Genomic DNA, 23,701 nt, shown 5'->3' on the forward strand with positions numbered 1-23,701 from the left:
ACAAAGTTTCGCAGTTTTTTTTATTTATAAAACCAATTAGTTTGGGAATACATATGAAAGGATGAAAAATAGTGAGGTGGAAGAATGATGGAGAAATTTAGAATCGAGCATGATACCCTGGGTGAAGTCCGTGTTCCTGAGGATAAATTTTGGGGAGCACAGACGCAGCGGAGTAAAGAAAATTTTAAAATCGGGATGGAAAAAATGCCGCTCGAGCTCGTTTATGGTTTGGTTTACATTAAGCAGGCGGCTGCGATTGTTAATCATCAGCTCGGTAAATTGAGTGAGGATAAAATGAACGCCATCAAAAAGGTGTCTGAAGACATTTTAGCCGGACAACATGATGAACATTTTCCATTGGCTGTTTGGCAGACAGGAAGCGGTACACAGTCCAATATGAACGTCAATGAAGTCATTGCCAATCGCGCAAATGAATGGTTAAAAAGTCAAAATAGCACCGAAAAGATTCATCCAAATGATGATGTTAATATGTCGCAAAGCTCAAACGATACTTTTCCGACGGCAATGCATATTGCTGCCTTTATAAAAATTACCGAAAATCTTATTCCGGCAATACAGGAATTAAAAAATACGCTGATAGAAAAGGAAAAAGCCTTCGCAAATATCGTAAAAATCGGCAGAACCCATCTGCAGGATGCAACACCGCTAACTTTGGGGCAGGAAATCAGCGGCTGGAGGTACATGCTCGAGAATAATGAGCGAATGATTACAGAAGCATGCCAGCACCTGCTTCAATTAGCGATCGGCGGAACGGCAGTCGGTACGGGAATCAACGCTAGTCCGGAGTTTGGCGCAAAAGTCGCTGAAGAGCTCCACAAGCTGACTGGTTTCCCGTTTCAAACATCAGAAAATAAATTCCACGCGCTGACAAGCCATGATGAAATCGTTTATGTCCATGGGGCTTTAAAAGCATTGGCGGCCGATTTAATGAAAATTGCCAATGATGTCAGATGGCTTGCAAGCGGCCCGCGCAGCGGCATCGGCGAACTGACGATACCGGCCAATGAGCCTGGCAGCTCAATTATGCCAGGGAAAGTGAATCCAACACAAAGTGAAGCATTGACAATGGTTGCCTGCCAAATCTTTGGGAATGATGCTTGCATTGGCTTTGCCGCAAGCCAGGGAAATTTCGAATTAAATGTATTTAAACCGGTGATTATTTATAATTTAATCCAATCAATCAGGCTTTTAACCGACAGCATTCGTTCCTTTAATGTCAACTGTGCAGTTGGCATTGAAGCAAATGAAGAAGCTATTAAAGAGCATGTGGGACGTTCGTTAATGCTGGTTACCGCCTTAAACCCTTATATCGGCTATGAAAAAGCAGCTGCAATCGCCAAACTTGCCTTTAAAGAAAATAGCACCCTGAAGGAAGCGGCAATCAAAACGGGATATTTGACCGCTGAGCAATTCGATGAGTGGATTAAGCCAGAAAAAATGGTGTAAACAAAGGAAAGCCCCCTCCAAAGGAGGGGGCTCTTAGCCATATTATGAACTTTTATCAATAAGGTTTACTTAATTAGCGTTGGAAACCGCCAAGTTGAGATTCAGCCATAGCGACAAGACGCTTAGTGATTTCTCCTCCAACAGATCCGTTAGCGCGAGAAGTTGTGTCTGCTCCAAGATTTACGCCAAATTCTTGAGCAATTTCATACTTCATTGAATCAAGTGCTTGTTGTACTCCTGGTACTAAAAGTTGGTTAGAGTTGTTGTTGTTAGCCATAGTTAGTTAACACTCCTCTTTTTAGTTTTGGGGTTAGTATGGAGTTGAACCATAATGGGATTATTACCATAGCCTCCTAGGCCTAACCCATGATAATTGTTTTGGTTGGATGAACCGGAGTTGCACCGGTTGTAACCCTGTCTGGCTTCATCCATCGTTGTAAGTGATATTTGTTTTTCTTGGTGGGGTGCTGCTTGTAATCTTATTATGACTAAATCTAAAAAGCTTATTCGAAAATTTTAAGTGGAAATTTATTCCCTATTATAGAGGTTACAAAGTAACGCAAACTAAAGAAAACAAATTAAAGGGTGAATGAGATGACCGTGTGCCCAGTATGTAATGGATTGAGAGAAGTATATTTATTATGTAGGGATTGTGGGGAGCCAATGTTGGAAAGCGGCAGACTTCAAGATTACTACGACGATTACAGTCCTTATATGGAAATTGATTTAATGAAAATGGAGGATGGTTTTGCGGATACCCGTTCTGAGCATAAATGCCCGCATCTGTATCGCTGCCCTGCCTGCCATAAAGATGATGTTATCTTTATTAAAGAATAATCAAAAGGTCCTGACCTCATTCTGCGGTATTGCAGTGTGGTCAGGACCCTAAAGAATCATATTTTATTTTTCGCTTTGTGGGCGGATACGTAGCTCTGTTTCCGTATCGAAGAAGTGGGCCTTGTTTAAATCAAATGCTAATTCTAATTTATCGCCAGGTCTTACATCGCTGCGAGAATCAAGGCGGGCCACATAATCTTGGCCTTCGATGCTGGAGTAAATCATTAATTCTGCACCAGTTAATTCGGCAACATCAATATGGGCAGCAATCTTTGTACCTGTGGAAGCTTCAATAAACAATGGCTCATCATGAATATCTTCAGGGCGGACACCAAGGATCAGTGATTTGCCGACATAGCCTTGTTCGCGAAGGAATTTCATTTTTCCTTCCGGAACAGCAATGGAGGTTTTACCAATGATAAATTTGCCGTCTTCTAATTTTCCGTTGAAGAAGTTCATCGCTGGTGATCCGATAAAGCCGCCAACAAAGACATTTTCAGGCTTTTCATAAACTTCTTTTGGTGAACCAACCTGCTGGATGATGCCATCCTTCATAACGACTAATCGGGTTGCCATTGTCATGGCCTCAGTTTGGTCGTGCGTTACATAAATGGTTGTTGTATTTAAGCGGCGGTGAAGCTTGGCAATTTCAGCGCGCATTTGCACACGAAGCTTGGCATCAAGGTTTGATAATGGCTCGTCCATTAGGAATACCTTTGCATCACGAACGATCGCACGGCCTAATGCAACACGCTGGCGCTGACCGCCTGATAACGCCTTCGGTTTACGAGTTAAATAAGCTTCAAGGCCAAGGATTTTAGCAGCTTCTTTCACGCGGCGGTCGATTTCATCCTTAGGAAACTTACGAAGCTTTAAACCAAATGCCATATTATCATAAACGGTCATATGCGGATAAAGCGCATAGTTTTGGAATACCATTGCAATATCGCGGTCTTTTGGTGCTACGTCGTTTACGCGTTTGCCATCAATGAGAAAATCCCCTTTTGAGATTTCTTCAAGACCGGCAATCATTCTAAGTGTCGTTGATTTTCCGCATCCGGATGGGCCGACAAATACGATAAATTCCTTATCATCAATGTGTAAATTGAAATCTTTAACTGCCGTTACCTTGTTGTCGTAAATTTTATAAATATGGTCTAATTTTAATTCAGCCATGTTCACAGCCTCCTTGTGGTTGTTTGTACTTTAAGTTTACAAGGAAAGCGCTTTAATCGATATGGTCAGGCTGCACAAATATTGAAAACGCTTTTTTGGGCAGATTGACATTATCCCTCTTGTTCAAATAGCAGGCATGCTAAAAACACGATAAACGCACCGTTAAAATCCTTTAATACTATTCCTGTTTTATCCACGAATTTATCAATCCGATATTGCAGTGTGTTTCGGTGAATATATAACTTTTTAGCTGTAAGACTGGCATTTAAATTGGTTTCAAGAAATACTTTTATCGTTGAAAACATTTCCGGATCATCACCAAAAAGCGCAAAAATCGCTTCAGGAACCATATTTTTTATTTCAGCAGGCAAGCGGGCAGAAAGATAAGCCGGAAAAATTCTTTCAAAAGAAAAAATCTTGGAATTGTGCACTTTCACTAGAGCAAACTGGAATAATTCCCTTTCCTCTTGGAAGAAGGCCCTTAACTGCTCAGAAAAAGGCTGAACTTTTCCGATAAAAAAAGTGACACTTTCATAAAAATCACTTTCCAATGTTTCTGAAATGGCCAGCAATTCATCTTCGGATAGAGAAATTTGTTTTTGTTCTTCAATAATCACACCTTTGGAGTGACTTTCCCAAAGAAACACAGCCTCATCCGAAAAGAAGCCTTTTAACGCAGATTCCATTTCCTTTTGATCTGTATCATCGCCATTTAAATGAAAATGGATAAAGCGAAATGACGTGTCCTGCTTTTCTGAAGGGAGAACCCCATTTAAAAATAAAAACTCATACCAGGTGTTTACTCTGGACGACACGGCTGAAGACTGCCATTCCACCAGTTCATACAAAGTCTTTAGAAGGTGGAGCTCTTTATCACTAATTTCCTTTTTGGGAATACCCAGCCATTCATCGGCGGACTGGTCGTAAAAAAGATAAAGCTGTTCAGATGGCACATCTGGCCTTTCGGAAAACAGCAGTGAATTTTCATATACAGTAAGTAATTTTCTAAGCATCGTTCATTTCCCCATTAGATTTCTTAGAGCCTATTATACCAGTTTCAATTTGTTTCCACAGAAAAATTGCCGAACCCTCTAAACTGGCTCGGCAAATGTTATCATGTATTTTCATTTGGCGGTGATTCTTCTATTAGATCGCGCGCTTCTTCAATATTTGTTGAATCATAACGGGCGTGGACAGACCCTCCGGACATTCCTTCATTAATCATTCTGTCAATATCCATGTAAGCCATGTCTCTGCCCTCATATGCAGACCCTTCAGTGATAGGCTGTTCATTTTTTTTAGTCACGTTCAACCATCCTTTCCTTCTAATTCGTTTTTAGTTTGTACAGAAAGGACGGAGTTTCATGCAGGGAATAGTCGATTATTCATATACATGGTAAAGCATTAGCTCGTGAATCTGGCTCGTCAATGCCTTCAAATCTTCTTCGGCAGGAGGATTTGAGGTCCATTCAAGGTTTCCTGTTTGGTGATAAACTCCTGTATATCTCTGTTTTTTAAAATAGAAGGAAATATTCCAGCCGGGAATATTGGTATTTTCAAAAAGCGGCTTATATTGAAAATGCATGATCACCTTATTGTCCTCCTCTAACACCTAGTATTACTTATAGCTTACCTTGTTTTGAATATTATGCAAATAAAATTTTTTATGGGCAGGAGTTTGTTAAGTGGAGGAAAATACGGCATAGCTGGTCAATTTTTTTCTCTTCAATTTGAGATTCATCAAACCGCATTGGTTTTGAATTCACCTCGTAAATATAATATTTTCCACTTTTGCTCATGCCGGCATCAATGGAAAATTCACCGAAAAAGCCAAGTTGTTCCGATAAAGCTTTCCCAATGTGCGGGATAATCATTTGAAAAAATTGATCATGTTCGATCGTTTGTAATAAAGAGTAGGGAAGAAGTCTTCCCCCCGATGGAATATGGGTGGTGACTCCTTGTTCCTGGGATTGCCGGATGCCGACGCCGGTTAGTGAATAATCCCCTTTTTCGGCGTGGGCAATAATCCGAAAATCATAGCGAAACCCTTCATATTCAGCAGAATTGATATCAATTTGTGCCAAATAGGTTTTCGATAAGAGCAATTCGCTCCAATCCTGCCAAAAATCTTCGAAAGATGGGTAGCAAATGCTTCTTATTCTTGACTCAAATTGGATGTATGGCGAGGATAAATGCCTGACGCGAAAAACGCCCTTTCCCTTTGAAGAGGCTGCTGGCTTTAGATAAACACTAGAATTTGCTTTCAATAATAATTCAAGGTCTTTTTTTTCTTGAAGGAGGATCGTCTTCGGTACATAATCTTGGAGGACAGGATGGTTTTCCATTAGTTGATAAAGCTCGTATTTATCTATAAAACCTGGGTTGAAATAGGGAATTCCTTTATCCTTTAAATGCTGAAAGAAGCTTTTACATTCTTCGGTCTGTTCTGTTTTTCTGAAGGGAATTCGATTATACACCAAATCTGGGTAGGGGAAAGAGTTCTTTATCCAGCGATTTTCATCGGGTGAATAGCTGAATCCTTCAATATATTCCGCTCCGGCCCCTTCAAGCGTAAAAATAAAGCTTATTCCATTAAGTGAAATAAGCTTTTTTTGCAGTTTGATAAAAAGTTCCCCGTTTCCAGCAACTGTTCCATCGGATTTAAGCGCGGTCATGATGCCAATCACCGGCCCTGCTTGTTTGTCGATCATTGATAAAGTTCCTCGGGATGCAGTAAGGCTTGCTCGGTTAGAAAAACGGCGAAGGCGAGGGACAATTTGCGTGTCAATAAATCAAATTCTTTTAATTCCGGATGGCTGAAAATCGAACGGCCGGGTTTGGAATTTGCCTCGAACAGCCAGACATCGCCGTTCCGGTCAATGCCCAAATCAAAGCCAATTTCGCCGATAATTCCTTCGACATTTCGGTCTAATGCATGACTTAAGGAAAGGGCAGCATTGGAAAGCTTCTCTTCGAACATGCCGGCATCTTCAGCAGGAAAGATTTCGCTGATCGTTTTAATTTCTCCGCCGCTCCTCTTATGAGTGGTCGGGCTTCCCGGCCCGGCTATTTTTGCTGCAAGCGCGGAAACATGCCAGCTGCCTGTTTCGTCCTTGTTCGTATGGATGCGAAAATCAACGGGCCGCTGCTCGTTGCGAACTAAATGAATCCCCTGTTGGACAACCATTTTTTCCAGCGATTGCTTCGCGAATACCCGCTCAAACAATTTCTCCAGGCTGTGGAATTTTTGTAACCTGTTTGCCCCGTCGTCATCTTGATAACGGCAGTAATAGTCGTTTGTGTTTTTATCAAAAATAATTTGATGAATGCCAAAGCCAAGACTGCCATTTTTCGGCTTTATATAAACGTGCCCGTATTTTGAAAGCATCCTCTCGATCAAGGAAAAAGAGGTAAATGGATGGGTCTCAGGAAGGTATTTATCAACCGAATGATCTTGGAGAAGCCGTTCGTAAATATCTAACTTGTTGAAAAAGCCGGGATTATACCAAGGGATTAAATATTCCTGTTGAAGCCGTTTTTTTACTTTAACTAATTTGGGAATTCCTTCACTCCTTCGGTTTGGCAGACGATCATAAATGACGTTAGGGAAAGGGACCTCCCGCTGTTCCCAATCTCCATCGTGGAAAAAATAACCCTCAATCGTGCCCTGTTCCCAATCAATATGCTGCTCTCCGAACACAAAAGCGAGGGCTCCGACGTTTTTATTCACGGATAAAAGCTTTGAAAAAAACTGTGTTCTCTCGCCGAGGAGCTGATCAGGATGCAGTGTAAATCCAGCCGTAAAAATGCCAACAAGAGGACCGATGTACAGGGTTTGATTATCTAAAAAAACATGGAGCGGCAGCTTGAATTCCGGAAATTGGAGTTCTTTTTGTATGACCCTGCTCATCACAATCCGATCTTCTCGGTCAGGATGGGGCAGAAATTCCACTGCCATTGAATTTGAACCAAAAGCAATTCGCTTAGGCCCATTTTCTTGAAGGAGGGAAGGAGGGCAAAAAACAATCAATTGATCATTTTGGACGACCTCAATGAGATAACGTTTTCTCATAGATGTTCTTCCTTTCTTGGTCTTTCGATTCCGACAGGTATTTTGCGTAAAGCAGCGGTGCACAGTACAGCTTTTCCTTAAGATTGGGGCGGGTTTGCAAAATAACCTTCCTGCCGGGCTTTGAATTCATATCTAAAATCCAGATCGAGCCGTTTTTGGCGATACCAATATCGACACCGATTTCAAAGAGAGGCAGGAAGCTTCTTTCAAGAAGGTGTGGTAATTCTGTAAGAATGCTGGTTAATTCCTGCTGAATAAATTCCCTTCTCGCTGCAGGCAGGGAAGTTGACCATTCTGAGAAGGCTGTTGCCATCCCGCCTGCACTTAAATTCGATAAAATTCCGCCGCTGGTACCGATTCGAACTCCGCGCCCAATTTCTCCCCAATTGCCATGCTCATTTTTTTGCAGGAGAATCCGGATGTCAAAGGGCTGCAATTCACTGTTGGTTAATTCAAGATAAGGCTGCATAAGATATTGATGCCGCGCGAGCAAGCTTCTAAGCCACTGCGAAAATTTTCCTTCGTTTGGAAAAATCCTTGATATAATCTGTTTTTGTTTTTCCGTTTTAACATGAATCGATTTGTCATTTTTCTTTAAGGAATAAATACCATAACCCTGTGAACCGTTAATGGGTTTTATGACAATCTTTTTTCCGCTGTTTAATTCTTTTAAAATTCCAGCCGTATCGATTACCTGCTTTGTCGGCGGCAGATAGGCAGATAGCTTCGTGTCTTTCAGCGCCTGATAGAGGTCTAGTTTATTAGGCAGACCATATCCTAAAAAGGTAATATCCCTCCTGCTTTTTAGCCACGATACAATCGGAAGGCATTGTTTCGATTGTTCATCCTCCCCGTAGAAACAACGGTCGTAGAGGATGCGGGGGATGGGGAATTCGGCATTGACCCAATCCTTTTTTTCAGCGTCAAATTTTTTCCCTTGAACCTGAAGTGTATTTGGATTGATATTGGTTGGAACGAAGCGAAAAGCTTCGATACCTAAGTCTTTTGCATGTTCGGCCATTTCCGTTATATAGGGGGCCTCTGTTTCTAGGTTTAAGGACATAATGCCAAATGTAATCAAGTGAATTAAACCTCCTTTTCATTCAGGGTTTCAAAGGCCAGGCTTGTGCAAAAACGAATGATAGCCTTTGCAGACGGTCTGATTTTCCCTGAATCATCTTCAAATACCTTCGAGGGTTTTGAGTTTACTTCAATCAGCCAGGGTTTCCCCTTTTCATCAACGCCGACATCAATCCCCAGTTCGCCGGTAATTCCGGCAGACAGCGCACTGACCTTTTCGGCGGTTTCCAACGATAGCTCTTTTATTAGCTTCAATGTTTGTATAGCGCTTTTTGGGGACATTTTGGAGCGTAAGGCAGTTACCGGTTTTATCGTATGGCCGCCCCTGGCAACATTGGAGACAATTTCCTGTTCAGCCCCGATTCTTGCCACAACCGAGGTAATTTCCCACTTTTTTTCATAATTTCGATGGACCAATACCCTGAAGTCCATGGCAGATGATTGATAGTCAATAAAAGAAATACCCTCCTGAACAATACAAATTCGGTTTTGCAGCAGTAATTTTATTTCTTGATAGATTTCATGTGCTGCTAAGGCTGGTAAAGCATCTGCTTGGGATTGGCCTGAAGTTTGGAGGGTAAATTGGTCTTCCGCAATTTTTTCCAGTTTAATAATATTTTTTCCCTGGCTGCCATGAATCGGTTTTATAAAAATGGTTTCATAGGTTTGCAGGAAGGAATGTAAAGTATCCCTTGAGAGCAAGGCTGTCTCGGGAATGTAGGATGTCAAATGATGTTCATTTTTCAACTGGTCGTATACTTCCCATTTTGACAGAAAGCGATCATTGAAGATGGGAATGGCAAGTTGTTCAAGAATCTTTCGAAATTCAACAAATTCTTGTTTGTTTTCCAGTTTTCGAGAATGGATCCGATTATAAATAACATCAGGGGCAGGTGGGCTTGTTCCTATCCAGCTTCCGTTTTCAAAATAATAGCCGTGCTGTAAAAAATGTTTAAAAGAAAATACATAAAGAAAACCGCCATTTTCTGACACCACCTGATGGAGGTCCTCACAAAACTTATGAATGGAACGGAAATTAGGTTCTTCACCATCCTTCGGTGAAAAATCTGTCAGCAATCCGATGACCGGACCAAGCTTAAGAGTGTTGGACTCAGAAAAGTATTTTGCTTGTAGGTTAACCTTTCGGACAGGCAAGCAAAAATAGGTAAAGACTTCCTCCGGCACATGCAGTTCCCGGGGAAGGGTCTCGATGATTTGGATATTGGCACAAATTGTTTTTGTGCCGACCATAATTTGTAATTCGCGGTGTTTCTCCAGTTGCAGGTAGTGATACAGCCTGCGGGACATTTTAATCAAATGAGAATTCGTTGCTTCGGATTTCTCTGGTAAAATTGTTACGCTCGTTAATGAACGGGACATAATCACTCCTCATTCTTTATTAAATAGGCATCCGCTGATGTAGTATCCTATGTAAAACCAATAGGGATGGTGATTTGAACATTCTCGCATTCCCTTGAATAGTTTGATATAGTTGGGAAGTATTGTTAACCAAAAAGGAGTGAGCCCGCAAATGGCAGTAAATTTATATGATTCCGCCTATGCTTTAGAAAATGCGATCCGTCAAAGTGATGAATTTAAACAACTACAGCAAGCGTATCAAGAGGTAAATGCCGACCCGGCAGCGAAGCAGCTGTTTGATCAATTTCGCCACATCCAAATGAATTTGCAGCAAAAACAAATGATGGGACAAAACATTTCCGAGCAGGAAATTCAGCAGGCCCAAGCAACTGTCGGAGTTGTTCAGCAAAATCCGAAAATCGCCCATCTTATGCAGGTGGAACAGCGAATGAATAATGTAATCGGGGAGTTAAACCAGATCGTCCTAAAGCCATTGGCTGATTTATACGGACAAATTTAATTTTTTAAGAAGCTGCCAAGCCTACACTTTTACAAGCACTGTTCTATAAATTGGTGAAAAATCATAAAAGTGATATAAAGGGAATTTCACCAAGAACAGGGGGCAGCATAATGATTTATCGCTTACTTGCGTTAAATATTGATGGCACACTCTTACAAAGCAATGGCAAAATCCATAAATCGACAAAGGAAGCTGTAGAATATGTTCAGCAAAAGGGGATTTATGTCACACTCGTTACATCACGGAGCTTTCACTCAGCCAAGAAGGCAGCGAAAGCCTTAAAGATATCGTCACCGCTCGTCACCCATCAGGGGGCATTCATTGCGCGGGAGGAAAATAAGCCGGTATACGTGAAGCGGATTAATGAGGAAATTACCTATGATACCATTCGTCTGCTCGAGGCGCTGCCGTGTCAAATCCGTTTGGTTCACGAGAATTTCTCGATTGCCAATAAATATAAACTGCACCAGCAATTATTAGCAAAAACGGTTTTCACCACAGGCGACCCTTTTGTTTATTCACAGCAATTTGTCGAATCCCTCAGCGAATATTTGCATGATCAGCCGGCAACTCCTACGAAGATTGAAGTCTATTTCGAAAATAAACGCGATTTAGAGGATGCCAAAACCGCCATTGAAAAAATGTTTACGGAAATCACTCCGATTAAACTTGATTCATTGCGGCTCGATCTTGTTCCGGCAGGAGTTTCCAAACTTAATGGGTTAGCGTTTCTGGGCAGCCAGCTCGGTTTCCAGTTAAAAGAGATGGTCTATATCGGTGACAGCCTTGATGACATCCCGTTAATTGAAGCGGCTGGTCTAGGTGTTTCGATGTGGAATGCTCCTTTTGAGGTGAAGAAAGCATCGGACTGGGTAACAAGGTCGGAAAACGAACATGGCGTTGCTTATATGGTGAAGGAACACTTCAGAAAGCAGCAGCCAATCGAATTTTTAAGGAAAATGAAGATTATCAAAAATTAATCTTGAAAAAAGATATCAGGGCTGGTCTCTGATATCTTTTTAATGCTCCAATGATTTCCACTATATTGACCTTATTTTTGTGATTTTGTACACTTAAAGAAGTTTATTTTTGAAAGGTGATAAAGCTTGCGAATTTCGATACTAGGCTTAGAGGATGAAAGATTCAATCGGCCATTAACGCTTATTGCGAATTTATTTTTTGAAGAGTCACAGATTTTGACATCTCAGACGGATGATGCTGATATACAGATTTTATTTCTTTTACAGGTTGAGGAGAAAATCGTTGTTTCTGCTGAATTAAGGGATGGGAACGGAAAAGTCCTATCTGCTGAATATCAGCGGGATTTTAAGGAAGCCGATTCTGAAAAAGAACGGTTTAAGCAGATTAAAAATGCCGTTTCCCACGTTTATTTAACGGTTCTCCAAGACTTGACCGGCATTACGCAAAAATGGGGAATTTTAACGGGTGTGAGACCGACTAAGCTGCTTCACAAAAAACTGCAGGAAGGCATTTCACCTGAAGTGGCCCATCGGCAATTAAAGGATGAGTATTTAATTACTGATGAAAAAATTGCACTGATGCAGCACATCGTCGACCGGCAGTTGACGGTTGTTCCAGACCTTTACTCGCTCGAGCGGGAAGTGAGCATTTATATTGGCATTCCGTTCTGCCCGACCAAATGCGCCTATTGCACGTTCCCGGCTTATGCTATTAACGGGCGGCAGGGATCTGTTGATTCCTTCTTAGGCGGCCTTCATTATGAAATGAGGAAAATCGGCGAGTGGCTGAAGGAAAAAGGGGTGCGGATTACAACCGTTTACTATGGCGGCGGCACACCAACAAGCATTACCGCTGAAGAGATGGACATGCTCTACGAGGAGATGTACAACTCGTTTCCTGATGTCACTAAAATTCGAGAAATTACTGTGGAGGCGGGACGTCCAGATACGATTACCCCGGAGAAGCTTGACGTTTTGAAAAAGTGGAAGATTGACCGGATTAGCATTAACCCACAATCGTATACGCAGGAAACATTGAAGGCAATCGGACGTCATCATACGGTAACGGAAACGATTGAAAAATATCACTTGGCGCGGGAAATGGGGATGAATAATATCAATATGGACCTTATCATCGGCCTTCCCGGTGAGGGTTTGGCGGAATTCACCCATTCATTGAGTGAGACGGAAAAGCTGATGCCGGAGTCGGTGACGGTTCATACTTTATCCTTCAAGCGTGCGTCTGAAATGACAAAGAATAAGGAAAAATATAAGGTGGCAGACCGTACTGAGGTTGAAAAAATGATGAATCTGGCCGAGGACTGGACAGCTGACCATGGCTATGTCCCTTACTATTTATACCGTCAGAAAAACATCCTGGGGAACCTGGAAAATGTCGGCTACTCCCTGCCCAATCAAGAAAGTATCTACAATATCATGATTATGGAAGAGCAGCAGACCATCATCGGACTCGGCTGTGGGGCATCGAGCAAATTCATTGACCCTGTTACTGGGAAAATTACGCACTTTGCCAACCCGAAAGATCCAAAGTCCTATAACGATGGCTTTGAAGCCTATACCGATGAGAAGATAAAAATATTAGATGAGTTATTTTCGGAAAAAGGATCTCCTGCTTGATATGAAGCAGGGGATTTTTTGTTGGCAACGTGTTCTTAATAAAGGATTATTTTCCCCGATGTCGAATATTTAAGAGGAACCGCCACATAGGATACTATGGGGTTAAAACGCATTTACTAATAGGGGGAATAAGCTATGATGCAGACACCTTTAACAATGACGCAAATGCTCGAAAGGGCGGAAAAGTACTTTCCAAAGAAGCAGGTAGTCTCAAGAACGGCCAGCGGAATCCAAAAGCTGACTTACCAACAAATCGGCGAACGGACAAGGAAGCTTTCCGATGCCTTGACCAAGCTTGGCGTTGAAAAGGGCGACAAGGTGGGGACATTGGCCTGGAACCATCACCGCCATCTCGAAGCATACTTCGGCATTCCTTGCATTGGTGCAGTAGCTCACACCATCAACATCCGTCTTTCACCACAGCACATCAGCTATATCATTAATCATGCCGAAGACAAAATACTCCTCGTTGACGCAGACATCCTTCCACTACTTGAAAAATGCTCACATGAACTTAAAACTGTCAAAGCTTTTATAATCATGACCGATGAAAAAGAACTCCCGCAAACATCACTCACACCAGTCTATCATTACGAAAAACTATTAGCTGAAGCAAACCCGAAATTCCAATATACCACTCCAATTGACGAAAACGACCCGGCCGGGATGTGCTATACATCCGCGACTACTGGAAATCCAAAAGGAGTAGTCTACTCTCACCGGGGGATTTTTCTGCATAGCATGGCCATAGGTTTAGCTGACACTTTGGCACTTAGTGAAAAGGATGTTGCCCTTGCGGTTGTCCCAATGTTCCATGCAAATGCTTGGGGAATGCCGTTTGCCGGTGTTTGGTTTGGCACCACGTTAGTCCTTCCCGGACCCAATTTTACACCAAAGCTGTTAGCTGAATTAATCCAGCAGGAAAAAGTGACCATCACAGCAGGGGTTCCAACGATTTGGATGGGACTGCTGAAAGAACTTGAAGAAGGCAGCTATGATCTAAGCAGCCTAAGAGGAATCCTGTGCGGCGGTTCTGCAGCGCCTAAAGGAATGATTAAAACATTTGAACAAAAATACAATATTCCATTTATGCACGGCTATGGGATGACTGAAACAAGCCCGCTTGCTGTATTCTCCTCATTAAAAAGCTATCAACAGGACCTCGATTACGAGGAAAGATTGGAATTAAGAGCTAAACAAGGAGTTCTTGTCCCTGGACTAGAGATGAAAATCCTGGGCCAGAACGGTGAAGTCGCATGGAACGGCACGGAAATGGGCGAATTATGCTTAAGAGGACCATGGATTGCTTCCGAATATTATCAGGATGAACGGACGAAGGATGCTTTCCACGATGGCTGGCTGCACACCGGGGACGTCGCTACTATTGACGAAGAAGGGTTTGTTAAAATAGTCGACAGAACGAAGGACCTGATCAAGAGCGGCGGGGAATGGATCTCATCCGTTGATTTAGAAAACGCCTTAATGGCCCATGAAGCGGTGTTTGAAGCAGCCGTTGTAGCAGTGCCGCATGAGCGGTGGCAGGAACGCCCAGTCGCCTGCGTTGTGCTAAAGGATGCCTATAAAGGAAAAACAACTAAAGAAGAGCTCTTTGAATTTCTTCAGCCTCAATTTGCAAAATGGTGGATTCCGGACGATATTTTATTCATCGAAGAAGTTCCAAAAACCTCTGTAGGGAAATTTTTGAAAATGGCTCTTCGTGACCAGGTGCAAAAGGAAGTAAGTCAAAAAGGTTAATAGACGAGGGCAAGGGGGGCCAGCCCTTTGTCCTTTTTGCCCGTGGAAAATTCAATCTATTACGAAAGTTTGTTTTTATTCTGTTCATTTCTCTATATAATGAAGATGAACAAGTTTATTGGGGGGATTGGAAATGGCTTTAAATTTTGTCACAGAAAAGGTGAACTTACAAGTAGAGGGCCGGGTAGCCACATTGGAAATGAATCGGCCGGAAGCGCTTAACGCAATGGACGTGGATATGATAAAAGGCCTTGTCAGCAAACTGAAAGAAATCAGCGAATCGGATGATGTGGATATCCTGATTTTAACTGGAAAAGGAAAAGCGTTTTCAGCCGGGGGAGATATTAAAACAATGCTATCTGATATGGACGAGAATGGATTTCTTCCGCTCATGGACTGTATCAGTGAGCTGGTGATCACCTTATATAGCATGCCAAAATTAACAATCAGCGCGATTACCGGTGCGGCAGCGGGCTTAGGGTTTAGTTTAGCGTTAGCAACCGATCATATTATTGCTGAAAAATCTAGCAAACTGGCAATGAATTTTATCGGCATAGGGCTGATCCCAGATGGTGGTGCCCATTTCTTCATGGAAAAAAGATTAGGAGAAACCAAGGCCAAGCATGTTATCTGGGAGGGTAAAATGATGAGTGCGGAGGAAGCGCATTCAATCGGTCTTATTCAGGAAGTAGCTGAAGGCGATCTGCAGGATGCTGTACATACTAGAGTGGCAGATTGGCTGCAAAGACCTGTTCAAGCGATGATCAAAACGAAAAAGATATTGGCTGAAAAGAATCGCCCGCAGCTCTTAAAAATACTGGAGTTAGAGAAATACGGCCAGCAGAAAATGCGCGAAACCGAAGACCACAAAGAAGGAATCAAGGCGTTTATTGAAAAAAGAAAGCCAAATTTTATCGGAAAATAAAATAAGAGGCTGTCATAAGACAGCCTCTTATTTCTGATTTTTAAGCATGGAAAAGTAGCAGTTTGCCTGCAGGAGATGTGCAGCGGTGCGTTTTATCTAGTAAATTTTTCTCTGATAATAGTTTTTCCCCCTGCGCTTTTGCAGCATCATCGTTTTCTGCTTGGAAGGCTTCGTCTAAAATCTTTTCTCCATTTGCCTCAAACGCCGTTAATTTATAAGTTTTCATTCCACATACCCCTTTTTAAAAAAATTCTTACTATTATTTTTGCATAATTCTATAAATTGTGCAAAGAGAAAATTAAACCCATAATATGGTATATTTGTATTGTAAGAGGAAAGGAGTAGGTAAAATGGTACTTAAACTGGAACGGGTTACAAAACGTTTCGGAGAATTTACTGCTGTCAGCGATTTATCTCTGACGATTCCGGAAAAAGAAATGTTTGGTTTTTTGGGGGCAAATGGCGCTGGGAAAACAACAACGTTTCGAATGATTTTAGGTTTACTCGATGCAAGTTCCGGTAACATAACCTGGGACGATCAACCACTCAATTATTCTACCAGCCATTTGGTGGGCTATCTCCCTGAAGAGAGAGGGCTGTATCCAAAACTAAAGGTCCGGGACCAGATTGTTTATTTAGCTAGATTAAGAGGAATGCCTAAAAATGAGGCTTTAAGGGAGCTAAGAAGCTGGCTCGAAAAATTTAAAATACCCGAATATGAAAATAAAAGAGTTGAAGAGCTTTCGAAAGGAAATCAGCAGAAAATTCAATTCATTGCTGCTGTGATCCATAAACCGAGGCTGTTAATATTGGATGAACCGTTTAGCGGACTGGACCCTGTCAATGTCGAGCAGTTAAAAGAGGCAGTTTTAGGGCTAAAGGAAAACGGAACAACCATTGTCTTTTCCAGCCATCAAATGCATCATGTCGAGGAACTGTGCGAGCATCTCTGTATTCTGCAAAAAGGAAGTCCCGTGGTTCATGGTTCCTTAAAGGAAATCAAGCGCGCCTATGGGAAAAAGAACCTCATTATCCATGCGGATTTTTCCTTGGAGTCGATCAAAGACTTTCCTGGTGTGGTAAAGACGAAACCGACAATGGAGGGGCTGGAATTACAGATTGAAGGGGAACAGGTCGCGGAAGGAATCCTCAAGGAAATTGCCGGGAAAGGCTTGCTGCGAAAATTTGCCCTTGAAGAGCCGTCATTGAATGATATTTTTATCGAGAAAGTAGGTAATGCATATGAATAATTTTTGGATTATTTTAGTACATACCTACCTGAATAAATTGAAAAGCAAATCCTTTATTGTTACAACCTTTTTGACAATCGTAATTGTCCTGGGGTTAACAAACTTTCAAAATATCATCGAGATTTTTGATAAAAACGGCGGTAAAGAGAATGTTGCTGTCCTGGATGAGACAGGCAAGCTTTACGAGCCTTTCAAGCAGCAATTGAAAACAATCAATAAAGATATAAACTTAACATCTTATAAAGGCACTGAAAAAGAAGCGGAAAAAGCGGTCGAAAATGGTAAGTTTACTGGATTGCTTGAATTGCGTTTTAACAAAGAAGGGCTTCCGGAAGCGGGCTATAAGGCAATGAGCATTGCTGATTCTGCGTTGTATACGGATCTTCAGACAGGCTTGCAGCAGGTTAAAACGATGCTCGCCGCTTCGAAAATTAATTTGGCACCTAATCAGCTGCAAAAGCTTTATGAGCCGGCTTCGTTTGAAAAAACAGCGCTTGAGAAAAATGCGAAAACAGAAGAGGAACTCAATCAAGCACGCGGACTTGTCTATGTCCTCTTATTTATCATCTATTTTGCTGTCATCATGTATGCCAATATGATTGCCATGGAGGTGGCAACGGAAAAATCATCCAGGGTAATGGAAATCCTGATTTCAAGTGTCTCGCCAATCAAGCAGATGTTTGCGAAGATTCTTGGGATTGGACTGTTGAGCCTGACACAATTGGCGGTATTTTTGATTGTCGGCTATTTTTCTCTTACAAAAAATATGGAGTCCCTCAAAGACGGATTCTTCGGAGTGTATGGGTTTGGCGATATCCCGGCGGCAACCATCGTCTATGCAGTGATTTTCTTTATCCTTGGCTATTTTCTTTATGCCACCCTAGCGGCCTTTTTAGGCTCGCTGGTCAGCAGGATTGAGGATGTCCAACAGATGATTACCCCGATGACGTTATTGGTTGTTGGCGGTTTTATGATTGCCATGTTTGGCCTTGGCAAGCCAGATGCTGCGTTTATTACCATCACGTCCTATATCCCGTTCTTTACGCCAATGATTATGTTCCTCCGTGTTGGAATGCTGACCATTCCGGTTTGGGAGGCTGTTTTGGGGATTGCCATCCTTGTGGCAACGATTGCCGTATTAGCTATTTTTGGCGCACGAGTCTATCGCGGCGGTGTTTTGATGTATGGCAAATCCAATTCCTTTAAAGATATTAAAAAAGCCCTGCAATTAACAAAAAACCAATAGACAGTCTGAGCTTTACCATTTATGGTAAAGCTTTTTATTAATCGTGACACAGAACGTGCATTCGTATATTAGCCGTGATAAAATAAAAGAAAAGAACGTTTGAGAGGAAATTTTATGAAAAAATTATCATTTCTTCATGCTGCCGATTTACATATGGACAGCCCAATGGTCGGTTTGAAGCATTTGCCCGCTGCTATTTTTTCAAGAGTTAAAGAGAGCACCTTTACTTCCTTAAAAATTCTAACTGAAACAGCAATTGAAAGACAGGTTGATTTTGTCATCATAGCAGGTGATTTATTTGACGGAGAGGACCGCAGTCTCCGGGCCCAATCCCGATTCAGAGCGGAAATGCAGAAGCTTGCAGAACATGAAATTCCCGTCTATGTGATCCACGGGAATCATGACCATTTAAATGGTTCCTGGGTTCACCTTGACATGCCGGACAATGTCCATGTGTTTGGAAGCAAGGTCGAACGGATGGAACTGCAGATAAAGTCAGGTGAAACAGTATCCTTCTATGGCTTCAGCTATCCAACCCGGCATGTGTTTGAGAGAAAAATAGATGAGTATGTGAAGTCAGTGGGTTCAGATTTCCACATTGGCATCCTTCATGGAAATGAAAGCTCTTCCTCCGAACATGATAATTATGCCCCGTTTACTGTTAAGGATTTACTTGATAAAGACTTTGATTATTGGGCATTGGGCCATATCCATAAACGCGCTGTATTGTCTGAAAATCCTCCGATTATCTATCCCGGTAATATTCAAGGGAGAAATAAAAAGGAAAAAGACGCAAAAGGATTTTATCATGTCACGCTTACGGAACTTGAGGCAAAACTGGACTTTGTAGAAGCAGCAGATATTGTCTGGGAAGAGGCTGAAATTGATGCAGCATCGGCGAAGAATTTTCATGATGTTCTTCAATTATGTCAGTCAAGCCTAAATACCTGGAGAAAGGATAAAAAAGGCACATTCTTGTCCCTAGCCATCAAAAACATTCTCCTAGAAGACGACATGGAAAGAAGAAGTTTGCAAACGGATCTGCTTGATCTTTTGTTGGAAGATGAACAGGAGGAGGAAGCATTTGTTTGGATTGTGGAGCTATCCTTTTCCGAAAGGCAGCAGGTGAACAAGGAACAATTAAAAAAAGAAGCCAATTTTTATGGTGAGCTTTTTGCTGCAATTGAACAATTTGATCATGTAGATGAAGCCTTGGCCGTTTTGTACGAGCACCGCTTGGGTAAAAAATATTTGTCGCCCCTATCCTCAGGTGAGCAGCATGAACTAATTAATAGGGCGGAGAAACTGCTAATTGAATTACTTTATAAATAGAAAGGAGTGAACCCAAATTGAAAATCACGGCAATGAATATTTACGGTTTTGGGCAGCTGGAAAATGTCATCATCGAAAATTTGAATGAATTTCAGGTTTTCTTTGGGGAAAATGAGGCTGGAAAATCTACGATTATGACCTTTATACATAGTATTTTATTTGGTTTTCCAACTAAGCAGCAATCAGAGCTGCGCTACGAACCGAAACATGGTACAAAGTACGGCGGAAATATCCGAATTTATTTTGAAGGGCAAGGCTTTGCAGTAATTGAACGGGTAAAAGGAAAAGCCGCCGGTGATGTCAAGGTAGTCATGGATAACGGGATCATTGGCGGTGAGGAACTTTTAAAGGAATTACTAGAAAGTTTTGATAAAAATCTATTTCAGGCCATTTTTTCATTCAATATACACGGGCTGCAAAACATTCACCAGATGAAGGGAGAAGAGCTGGGTAAATACCTATTTTCCGCAGGAACACTAGGCACAGAACAACTGGCAAAGGCAGAGGCTGCCCTCCAAAAGGAGCTGGATACCCGCTTTAAGCCAGGGGGAAAAAAGCCTGAGCTAAATGAAAAACTGCAGGAGCTTCATGAGGTCAATCAAGAACTAAAAAAAGCCGCTTCGAAAAATAAGGAATATGAGACCTTGGCAGCGAAAAAAGAAAGCCTGCTGCAGGAAATGGCTAATCTTAATGAACAGCTTACCACCCTTCAGGTAAATACAGCAAAGCTTTCAGAGTGGAAAAGGATAGAATCTTCTGTTAAACAAGAAAAGTGGATTGAGAACGAGCTTGCTGATCTTGAAGAAGTACAGTTCCCTGTACGAGGAATGGAAAGACTCGAAAAATTAAACCAACTTATTCTTCCCTACAAAGCAGAGCTGAACAGTCTTGCGGAACGAATTGAAAAGGTAAAGCTGGAAATAGCCGGTTTGGAGCCAAATAAAGAACTCCTCGAGAACGAGCCGGCGATATTAATGTTACTGGATCAGATGCCCATTTTTGATCAATTCAAATTGGAACTGGGCCAATATGAACAGAGGCTGGCTGACTGTGAGGCGGAACTTTCCATTATAAAAGCGAAGCTCCATCTGCCATTGCAGGATCAAGATTTTCAAGCCATTAATACAAATATGTATATGAAAAAGCAGGTTGAAACAACCGCAAAACAAAGCAGAAAACTGATGGAAGCAAAAGAGGAACTGGATGAACGGTATGAGGAAGAAAAAAATGCCTTAGAGATGATTGAAAAGGAGGTTCTCTTGACCGAGGGCTTATGTTTGCCGGACCAAGACAGACTGCTCCTTGAAAAACAGGTTCACGGAAATGATAAAAGGGGCTTAGAAGAGGAATTAAAGGGAATCAAGGAAAAAATCCATTTCCAGCAAAGATCGCTTGACCAGGAGCAGGCCGCTAAATCAAGGCTTAAGCTTCAATTTATCACGATAGAGCTGATCCTCCTCGGACTAATCCTTTATGGACTTCTGACAAAACAATGGGTACTGATGATCTTGGGGTTAGGGGGCAGTTTGGCTTTTGCCGTATACATGCTGCAATCCTTAAAGCAGGCTAAAGAAAAGCAGCTTGTTCAACAGCTTGGCGAGCTGCGGGAAAAAGAAAAACAGGTAAGTGAAAAGCTGCAATCTGCGGAATACCTCGATCTGAGCAAGGCTGCTGAAGAATTGAAGTTAGACAATCAGCGGCGTGAACAACTGCAGCTATTAAAATTAAAGCTCAAGCAGCAGCAGAGCCAATTCGAAAAAGTGATTTCGAAATTTGAGGAATGGGAGATTGCCTCTAGTCAGCATAAGGAGATGCTGCTTACAATTAGCAGGGAATTAAAAATACCTGATAATCTTGCCGCCGCCTTTTTGGAGGAAGCATTTAAACAAATCGAAAAATTTAAAGAGATTTTATGGGAACGGGATAAGCTAATTGCAAAAGTGGACAAAGCTAATCAGCAGCAAAGCCAGATCGCCGAAGGAATTCTGGAATATGGCAAACGCTTTTTGCCGGAAAAGGATCTCGATTTACATAAGACCGCATTTTTATTGAGGACAAAACTTAAGGAAGAGCTTGAAAAGAGTATCAAAAACCAGGAAAGAAAAAATAAGCTTGCTGGCATGGAAGCAGATTGGCAAGGCAAATCACATGAACTAGAGCAGCTTGAAGCGGAGTATGCTTTGCTGCTTCAGTCTGCTAATACGGATACGGAACAGCAATTCTATGAATTTGGAAAAAAGGCGGAAAAAAGATCCGAACTGCTGGCTGCTTTGGACAATATCCGCAGTCAGCTTAACTATTCAAGCCTGTCTGAGGAAGAGAGGGAAAGCTTCCTAACCATCCATAATTGGGATGAATTAATAACTGCCGGCCTTGATGAATCTAAGCGATTGCATGCTAGATTAAAAGAACTGCAGGAGGAGCAAGCCAAGGTCAAGTACGAATTACAGGTTCTCGAAGAAGGCGGCGTTTATTCCGATATTCTCCATCATTATAAACAGAAAAAATTTGAACTCGAGGAGACAGCAAAAGAGTGGGCTGTATATTCTCTTGCACAAAATATTTTGACGGCAACAATCGAGAAATACAAAAATGAACATTTGCCCAGAATGCTCGAAAGGGCGGAGGAGTTTTTGTCTTTTCTTACAAATGGCAGATACCACAGAATACACCTGCACCCATTGGGGACTGGTTTTCTAGTAGAACGGGAGGACCGGACCCTATTCGAAGCAAACGAATTAAGCCAAGCTACCACAGAACAGCTATATGTTTCGATCAGACTGGCACTGGCTACAACCCTTTATGGAAAATACCGGTTCCCAATTATCATTGATGACAGCTTCGTAAACTTTGATATCGGCAGAACGGAAAGGGTCATCGCGCTTTTAAAAACGCTGGAACAAAATCAAATCTTATTTTTTACTTGTCATCAGCATTTACTGCAGTTCTTTCCAAAGGAAAATGTTCTTTTCTTGGAAAAAGGTGCTGTTCAGATAATTTCATAGAGTGAAAGAAGGATATGTTATACTTTTACTATCGGAAGGGAGCGTGTCTAGGTTGGCGAAAGGTATTTTACATTATGATGTTGGGGAACAGATTGAGTTATATTTATTAATTAAAACGTCCACAAAAGGAATTGCGAGCAACGGAAAGCCGTTTTTAACGTTAATCCTGCAAGACCAAAGCGGAGATATTGAAGCCAAGCTTTGGGATGCCAATGAAGAGGATGAAAAAATGTATGCCGCCCAAACGATTGTCAAAATTCATGGGGACGTGCAAAATTACCGGGGCAAAAGCCAGTTGAAAATCCGCCAGATTCGAAGAACCGGACCAGCGGATGCGGTGAAATTGGAAGACTTCCTTGAAACCGCACCATTAAGTCAGGATGAAATGGTGAGTAAACTAACCCAGTATATTTTTGATATGAAAAACCCAAATATCCAGAGAATTACCCGCCATTTAATAAAGAAGCACCAGAAGGCATTTTTGGAGTATCCGGCGGCGACCAAAAATCATCATGAATTTGTTTCCGGGCTTGCCTATCATGTGGTCAGCATGCTTGACCTCGCCAAAGCAATCTCCGGCCTATACCCAAGTCTTGACAGGGACCTGCTGTATGCAGGCATCATCCTGCATGATATGGGCAAAGTCATGGAATTATCCGGACCAATTTCAACTGTTTATACGCTCGAAGGCAATCTACTTGGGCATATTACGATTATGATCAATGAAATTGGCAAAGCAGCTGAAGAACTTGGTATTAACGGGGAGGAAGTGTTAATCCTCCAGCACCTCGTTCTAAGCCATCACGGAAAAGCGGAGTGGGGAAGCCCAAAACCGCCGTTAGTGAAAGAAGCAGAAATCCTTCATTACATTGATAATCTCGATGCAAAAATGAACATGCTTGACCGGGCTTTGGAAAGAGTTAAGCCAGGGGAGTTTACTGAACGGGTTTTTGCGCTGGATAATCGATCATTTTACAAGCCTGCATTTCATAAATAGGAAGGGTAGCCTCTCTAGGAGGTTATCTTTTTTTTTAGCATAATTTTTTAATCCGTGAATAT

22 protein-coding genes are annotated in these 23,701 nt (G+C 41.9%); 12 read left to right on the plus strand and 10 right to left on the minus strand.

What is annotated here, in order from left to right; translation table 11 throughout:
* Positions 1-87: 87 nt before the first annotated feature.
* Positions 88-1,467 (plus strand): class II fumarate hydratase, encoded by a 1,380-nt coding sequence (fumC, locus tag V5M37_RS07415; protein ID WP_423801437.1) that lies wholly within the window; start codon positions 88-90, stop codon positions 1,465-1,467.
* A 73-nt stretch (positions 1,468-1,540) separates the two neighbouring features.
* Here the strand turns inward: fumC and V5M37_RS07420 are convergent, their stop codons facing one another.
* Positions 1,541-1,744, minus strand: coding sequence for an alpha/beta-type small acid-soluble spore protein (locus V5M37_RS07420; protein ID WP_213116711.1), 204 nt, complete (start codon positions 1,742-1,744; stop codon positions 1,541-1,543).
* A gap of 389 nt (positions 1,745-2,133) precedes the next feature.
* Here V5M37_RS07420 and V5M37_RS07425 point away from each other — a divergent pair, with 389 nt between their 5' ends.
* A complete protein-coding gene (locus V5M37_RS07425) occupies positions 2,134-2,304 on the plus strand; it encodes a hypothetical protein (protein WP_423801438.1) in 171 nt (56 codons plus the stop codon).
* 63 nt (positions 2,305-2,367) lie between these two features.
* Here V5M37_RS07425 and V5M37_RS07430 read toward each other — a convergent pair whose 3' ends face one another.
* The 8 genes from V5M37_RS07430 to V5M37_RS07465 form a co-directional block, all read right to left on the minus strand.
* On the minus strand, positions 2,368-3,480 hold the full coding sequence (locus V5M37_RS07430) for an ABC transporter ATP-binding protein (RefSeq protein WP_213141090.1): 1,113 nt from the start codon (positions 3,478-3,480) through the stop codon (positions 2,368-2,370).
* A 110-nt stretch (positions 3,481-3,590) separates the two neighbouring features.
* Entirely contained in the window at positions 3,591-4,493 is a 903-nt protein-coding gene (locus tag V5M37_RS07435; RefSeq protein ID WP_423801439.1) for a PucR family transcriptional regulator, read from the minus strand.
* A gap of 101 nt (positions 4,494-4,594) precedes the next feature.
* Positions 4,595-4,786 carry a hypothetical protein gene (locus V5M37_RS07440; protein WP_213141342.1) on the minus strand — a complete coding sequence of 64 codons (192 nt, stop codon included), beginning with the start codon at positions 4,784-4,786 and terminating at the stop codon, positions 4,595-4,597.
* A 75-nt stretch (positions 4,787-4,861) separates the two neighbouring features.
* Positions 4,862-5,071, minus strand: coding sequence for a YheE family protein (locus V5M37_RS07445; protein ID WP_213141088.1), 210 nt, complete (start codon positions 5,069-5,071; stop codon positions 4,862-4,864).
* Between the two features lie 73 nt (positions 5,072-5,144).
* Positions 5,145-6,191: a YheC/YheD family protein gene (locus tag V5M37_RS07450; protein WP_423801440.1), complete on the minus strand. Its 1,047-nt coding sequence runs from the start codon at positions 6,189-6,191 to the stop codon at positions 5,145-5,147.
* Complete coding sequence (locus V5M37_RS07455) at positions 6,188-7,552, minus strand: YheC/YheD family protein (RefSeq protein WP_423801441.1); 1,365 nt, start codon at positions 7,550-7,552, stop codon at positions 6,188-6,190. Before V5M37_RS07455 ends, V5M37_RS07450 begins: the two co-directional genes overlap by 4 nt.
* Positions 7,530-8,633: a YheC/YheD family protein gene (locus V5M37_RS07460; RefSeq protein WP_423801442.1), complete on the minus strand. Its 1,104-nt coding sequence runs from the start codon at positions 8,631-8,633 to the stop codon at positions 7,530-7,532. Before V5M37_RS07460 ends, V5M37_RS07455 begins: the two co-directional genes overlap by 23 nt.
* 5 nt (positions 8,634-8,638) lie before the next feature.
* Positions 8,639-10,012, minus strand: a complete 1,374-nt coding sequence (locus tag V5M37_RS07465) for a YheC/YheD family protein (protein ID WP_423801443.1) — start codon at positions 10,010-10,012, stop codon at positions 8,639-8,641.
* 151 nt (positions 10,013-10,163) lie between these two features.
* Here V5M37_RS07465 and V5M37_RS07470 point away from each other — a divergent pair, with 151 nt between their 5' ends.
* The 5 genes from V5M37_RS07470 to V5M37_RS07490 all read left to right on the plus strand — a co-directional run bounded on the left by V5M37_RS07470 (position 10,164) and on the right by V5M37_RS07490 (position 15,809).
* Entirely contained in the window at positions 10,164-10,511 is a 348-nt protein-coding gene (locus V5M37_RS07470; RefSeq protein ID WP_213141083.1) for a YlbF family regulator, read from the plus strand.
* Positions 10,512-10,621: 110 nt separating this feature from the next.
* A complete protein-coding gene (locus tag V5M37_RS07475; RefSeq protein WP_213141082.1) occupies positions 10,622-11,491 on the plus strand; it encodes a Cof-type HAD-IIB family hydrolase in 870 nt (289 codons plus the stop codon).
* A gap of 126 nt (positions 11,492-11,617) precedes the next feature.
* Positions 11,618-13,129, plus strand: a complete 1,512-nt coding sequence (locus tag V5M37_RS07480; RefSeq protein WP_423801444.1) for a coproporphyrinogen III oxidase — start codon at positions 11,618-11,620, stop codon at positions 13,127-13,129.
* A 135-nt stretch (positions 13,130-13,264) separates the two neighbouring features.
* The gene (locus V5M37_RS07485) at positions 13,265-14,884 is read left to right on the plus strand and encodes a long-chain fatty acid--CoA ligase (RefSeq protein WP_423801445.1); all 1,620 of its coding nucleotides are present in this window, start codon (positions 13,265-13,267) and stop codon (positions 14,882-14,884) included.
* A 133-nt stretch (positions 14,885-15,017) separates the two neighbouring features.
* Positions 15,018-15,809 (plus strand): enoyl-CoA hydratase, encoded by a 792-nt coding sequence (locus V5M37_RS07490; RefSeq protein ID WP_378580813.1) that lies wholly within the window; start codon positions 15,018-15,020, stop codon positions 15,807-15,809.
* Positions 15,810-15,849: 40 nt separating this feature from the next.
* Here the strand turns inward: V5M37_RS07490 and V5M37_RS07495 are convergent, their stop codons facing one another.
* Positions 15,850-16,035 (minus strand): YhzD family protein, encoded by a 186-nt coding sequence (locus tag V5M37_RS07495; protein WP_213141078.1) that lies wholly within the window; start codon positions 16,033-16,035, stop codon positions 15,850-15,852.
* A gap of 124 nt (positions 16,036-16,159) precedes the next feature.
* On the opposite strand from V5M37_RS07495, the gene V5M37_RS07500 reads away from it, so the two are divergent.
* The 5 genes from V5M37_RS07500 to yhaM all read left to right on the plus strand — a co-directional run bounded on the left by V5M37_RS07500 (position 16,160) and on the right by yhaM (position 23,639).
* Complete coding sequence (locus V5M37_RS07500; RefSeq protein WP_423801446.1) at positions 16,160-17,059, plus strand: ABC transporter ATP-binding protein; 900 nt, start codon at positions 16,160-16,162, stop codon at positions 17,057-17,059.
* Positions 17,052-18,305 (plus strand): ABC transporter permease, encoded by a 1,254-nt coding sequence (locus V5M37_RS07505; protein ID WP_423801447.1) that lies wholly within the window; start codon positions 17,052-17,054, stop codon positions 18,303-18,305. The genes V5M37_RS07500 and V5M37_RS07505 overlap by 8 nt, the downstream gene beginning before the upstream one ends.
* Positions 18,306-18,419: 114 nt before the next feature.
* On the plus strand, positions 18,420-19,637 hold the full coding sequence (locus V5M37_RS07510; protein WP_423801448.1) for a metallophosphoesterase family protein: 1,218 nt from the start codon (positions 18,420-18,422) through the stop codon (positions 19,635-19,637).
* 17 nt (positions 19,638-19,654) lie between these two features.
* The gene (locus tag V5M37_RS07515; protein WP_423801449.1) at positions 19,655-22,642 is read left to right on the plus strand and encodes an AAA family ATPase; all 2,988 of its coding nucleotides are present in this window, start codon (positions 19,655-19,657) and stop codon (positions 22,640-22,642) included.
* Between the two features lie 52 nt (positions 22,643-22,694).
* The gene (gene yhaM / locus V5M37_RS07520) at positions 22,695-23,639 is read left to right on the plus strand and encodes a 3'-5' exoribonuclease YhaM (RefSeq protein ID WP_213141073.1); all 945 of its coding nucleotides are present in this window, start codon (positions 22,695-22,697) and stop codon (positions 23,637-23,639) included.
* The last annotated feature ends 62 nt before the right edge of the window (positions 23,640-23,701 follow it).

This window comes from Neobacillus sp. SAB-20_R2A (assembly GCF_049568635.1).
GTDB lineage: Bacteria > Bacillota > Bacilli > Bacillales > Cytobacillaceae > Neobacillus > Neobacillus citreus.

Excerpts from the sequence above, each read along its gene's own strand:
- fumC (WP_423801437.1), top strand. The coding sequence starts at position 88 with ATGGAGAAATTTAGAATCGAGCATGATACCCTGGGTGAAGTCCGTGTT.
- V5M37_RS07420 (WP_213116711.1), bottom strand. The coding sequence starts at position 1,744 with ATGGCTAACAACAACAACTCTAACCAACTTTTAGTACCAGGAGTACAA.
- V5M37_RS07430 (WP_213141090.1), bottom strand. The coding sequence starts at position 3,480 with ATGGCTGAATTAAAATTAGACCATATTTATAAAATTTACGACAACAAG.
- V5M37_RS07435 (WP_423801439.1), bottom strand. The coding sequence starts at position 4,493 with ATGCTTAGAAAATTACTTACTGTATATGAAAATTCACTGCTGTTTTCC.
- V5M37_RS07450 (WP_423801440.1), bottom strand. The coding sequence starts at position 6,191 with ATGATCGACAAACAAGCAGGGCCGGTGATTGGCATCATGACCGCGCTT.
- V5M37_RS07455 (WP_423801441.1), bottom strand. The coding sequence starts at position 7,552 with ATGAGAAAACGTTATCTCATTGAGGTCGTCCAAAATGATCAATTGATT.
- V5M37_RS07465 (WP_423801443.1), bottom strand. The coding sequence starts at position 10,012 with ATGTCCCGTTCATTAACGAGCGTAACAATTTTACCAGAGAAATCCGAA.
- V5M37_RS07470 (WP_213141083.1), top strand. The coding sequence starts at position 10,164 with ATGGCAGTAAATTTATATGATTCCGCCTATGCTTTAGAAAATGCGATC.
- V5M37_RS07475 (WP_213141082.1), top strand. The coding sequence starts at position 10,622 with ATGATTTATCGCTTACTTGCGTTAAATATTGATGGCACACTCTTACAA.
- V5M37_RS07485 (WP_423801445.1), top strand. The coding sequence starts at position 13,265 with ATGATGCAGACACCTTTAACAATGACGCAAATGCTCGAAAGGGCGGAA.
- V5M37_RS07490 (WP_378580813.1), top strand. The coding sequence starts at position 15,018 with ATGGCTTTAAATTTTGTCACAGAAAAGGTGAACTTACAAGTAGAGGGC.
- V5M37_RS07495 (WP_213141078.1), bottom strand. The coding sequence starts at position 16,035 with ATGAAAACTTATAAATTAACGGCGTTTGAGGCAAATGGAGAAAAGATT.
- V5M37_RS07500 (WP_423801446.1), top strand. The coding sequence starts at position 16,160 with ATGGTACTTAAACTGGAACGGGTTACAAAACGTTTCGGAGAATTTACT.
- V5M37_RS07505 (WP_423801447.1), top strand. The coding sequence starts at position 17,052 with ATGAATAATTTTTGGATTATTTTAGTACATACCTACCTGAATAAATTG.
- V5M37_RS07510 (WP_423801448.1), top strand. The coding sequence starts at position 18,420 with ATGAAAAAATTATCATTTCTTCATGCTGCCGATTTACATATGGACAGC.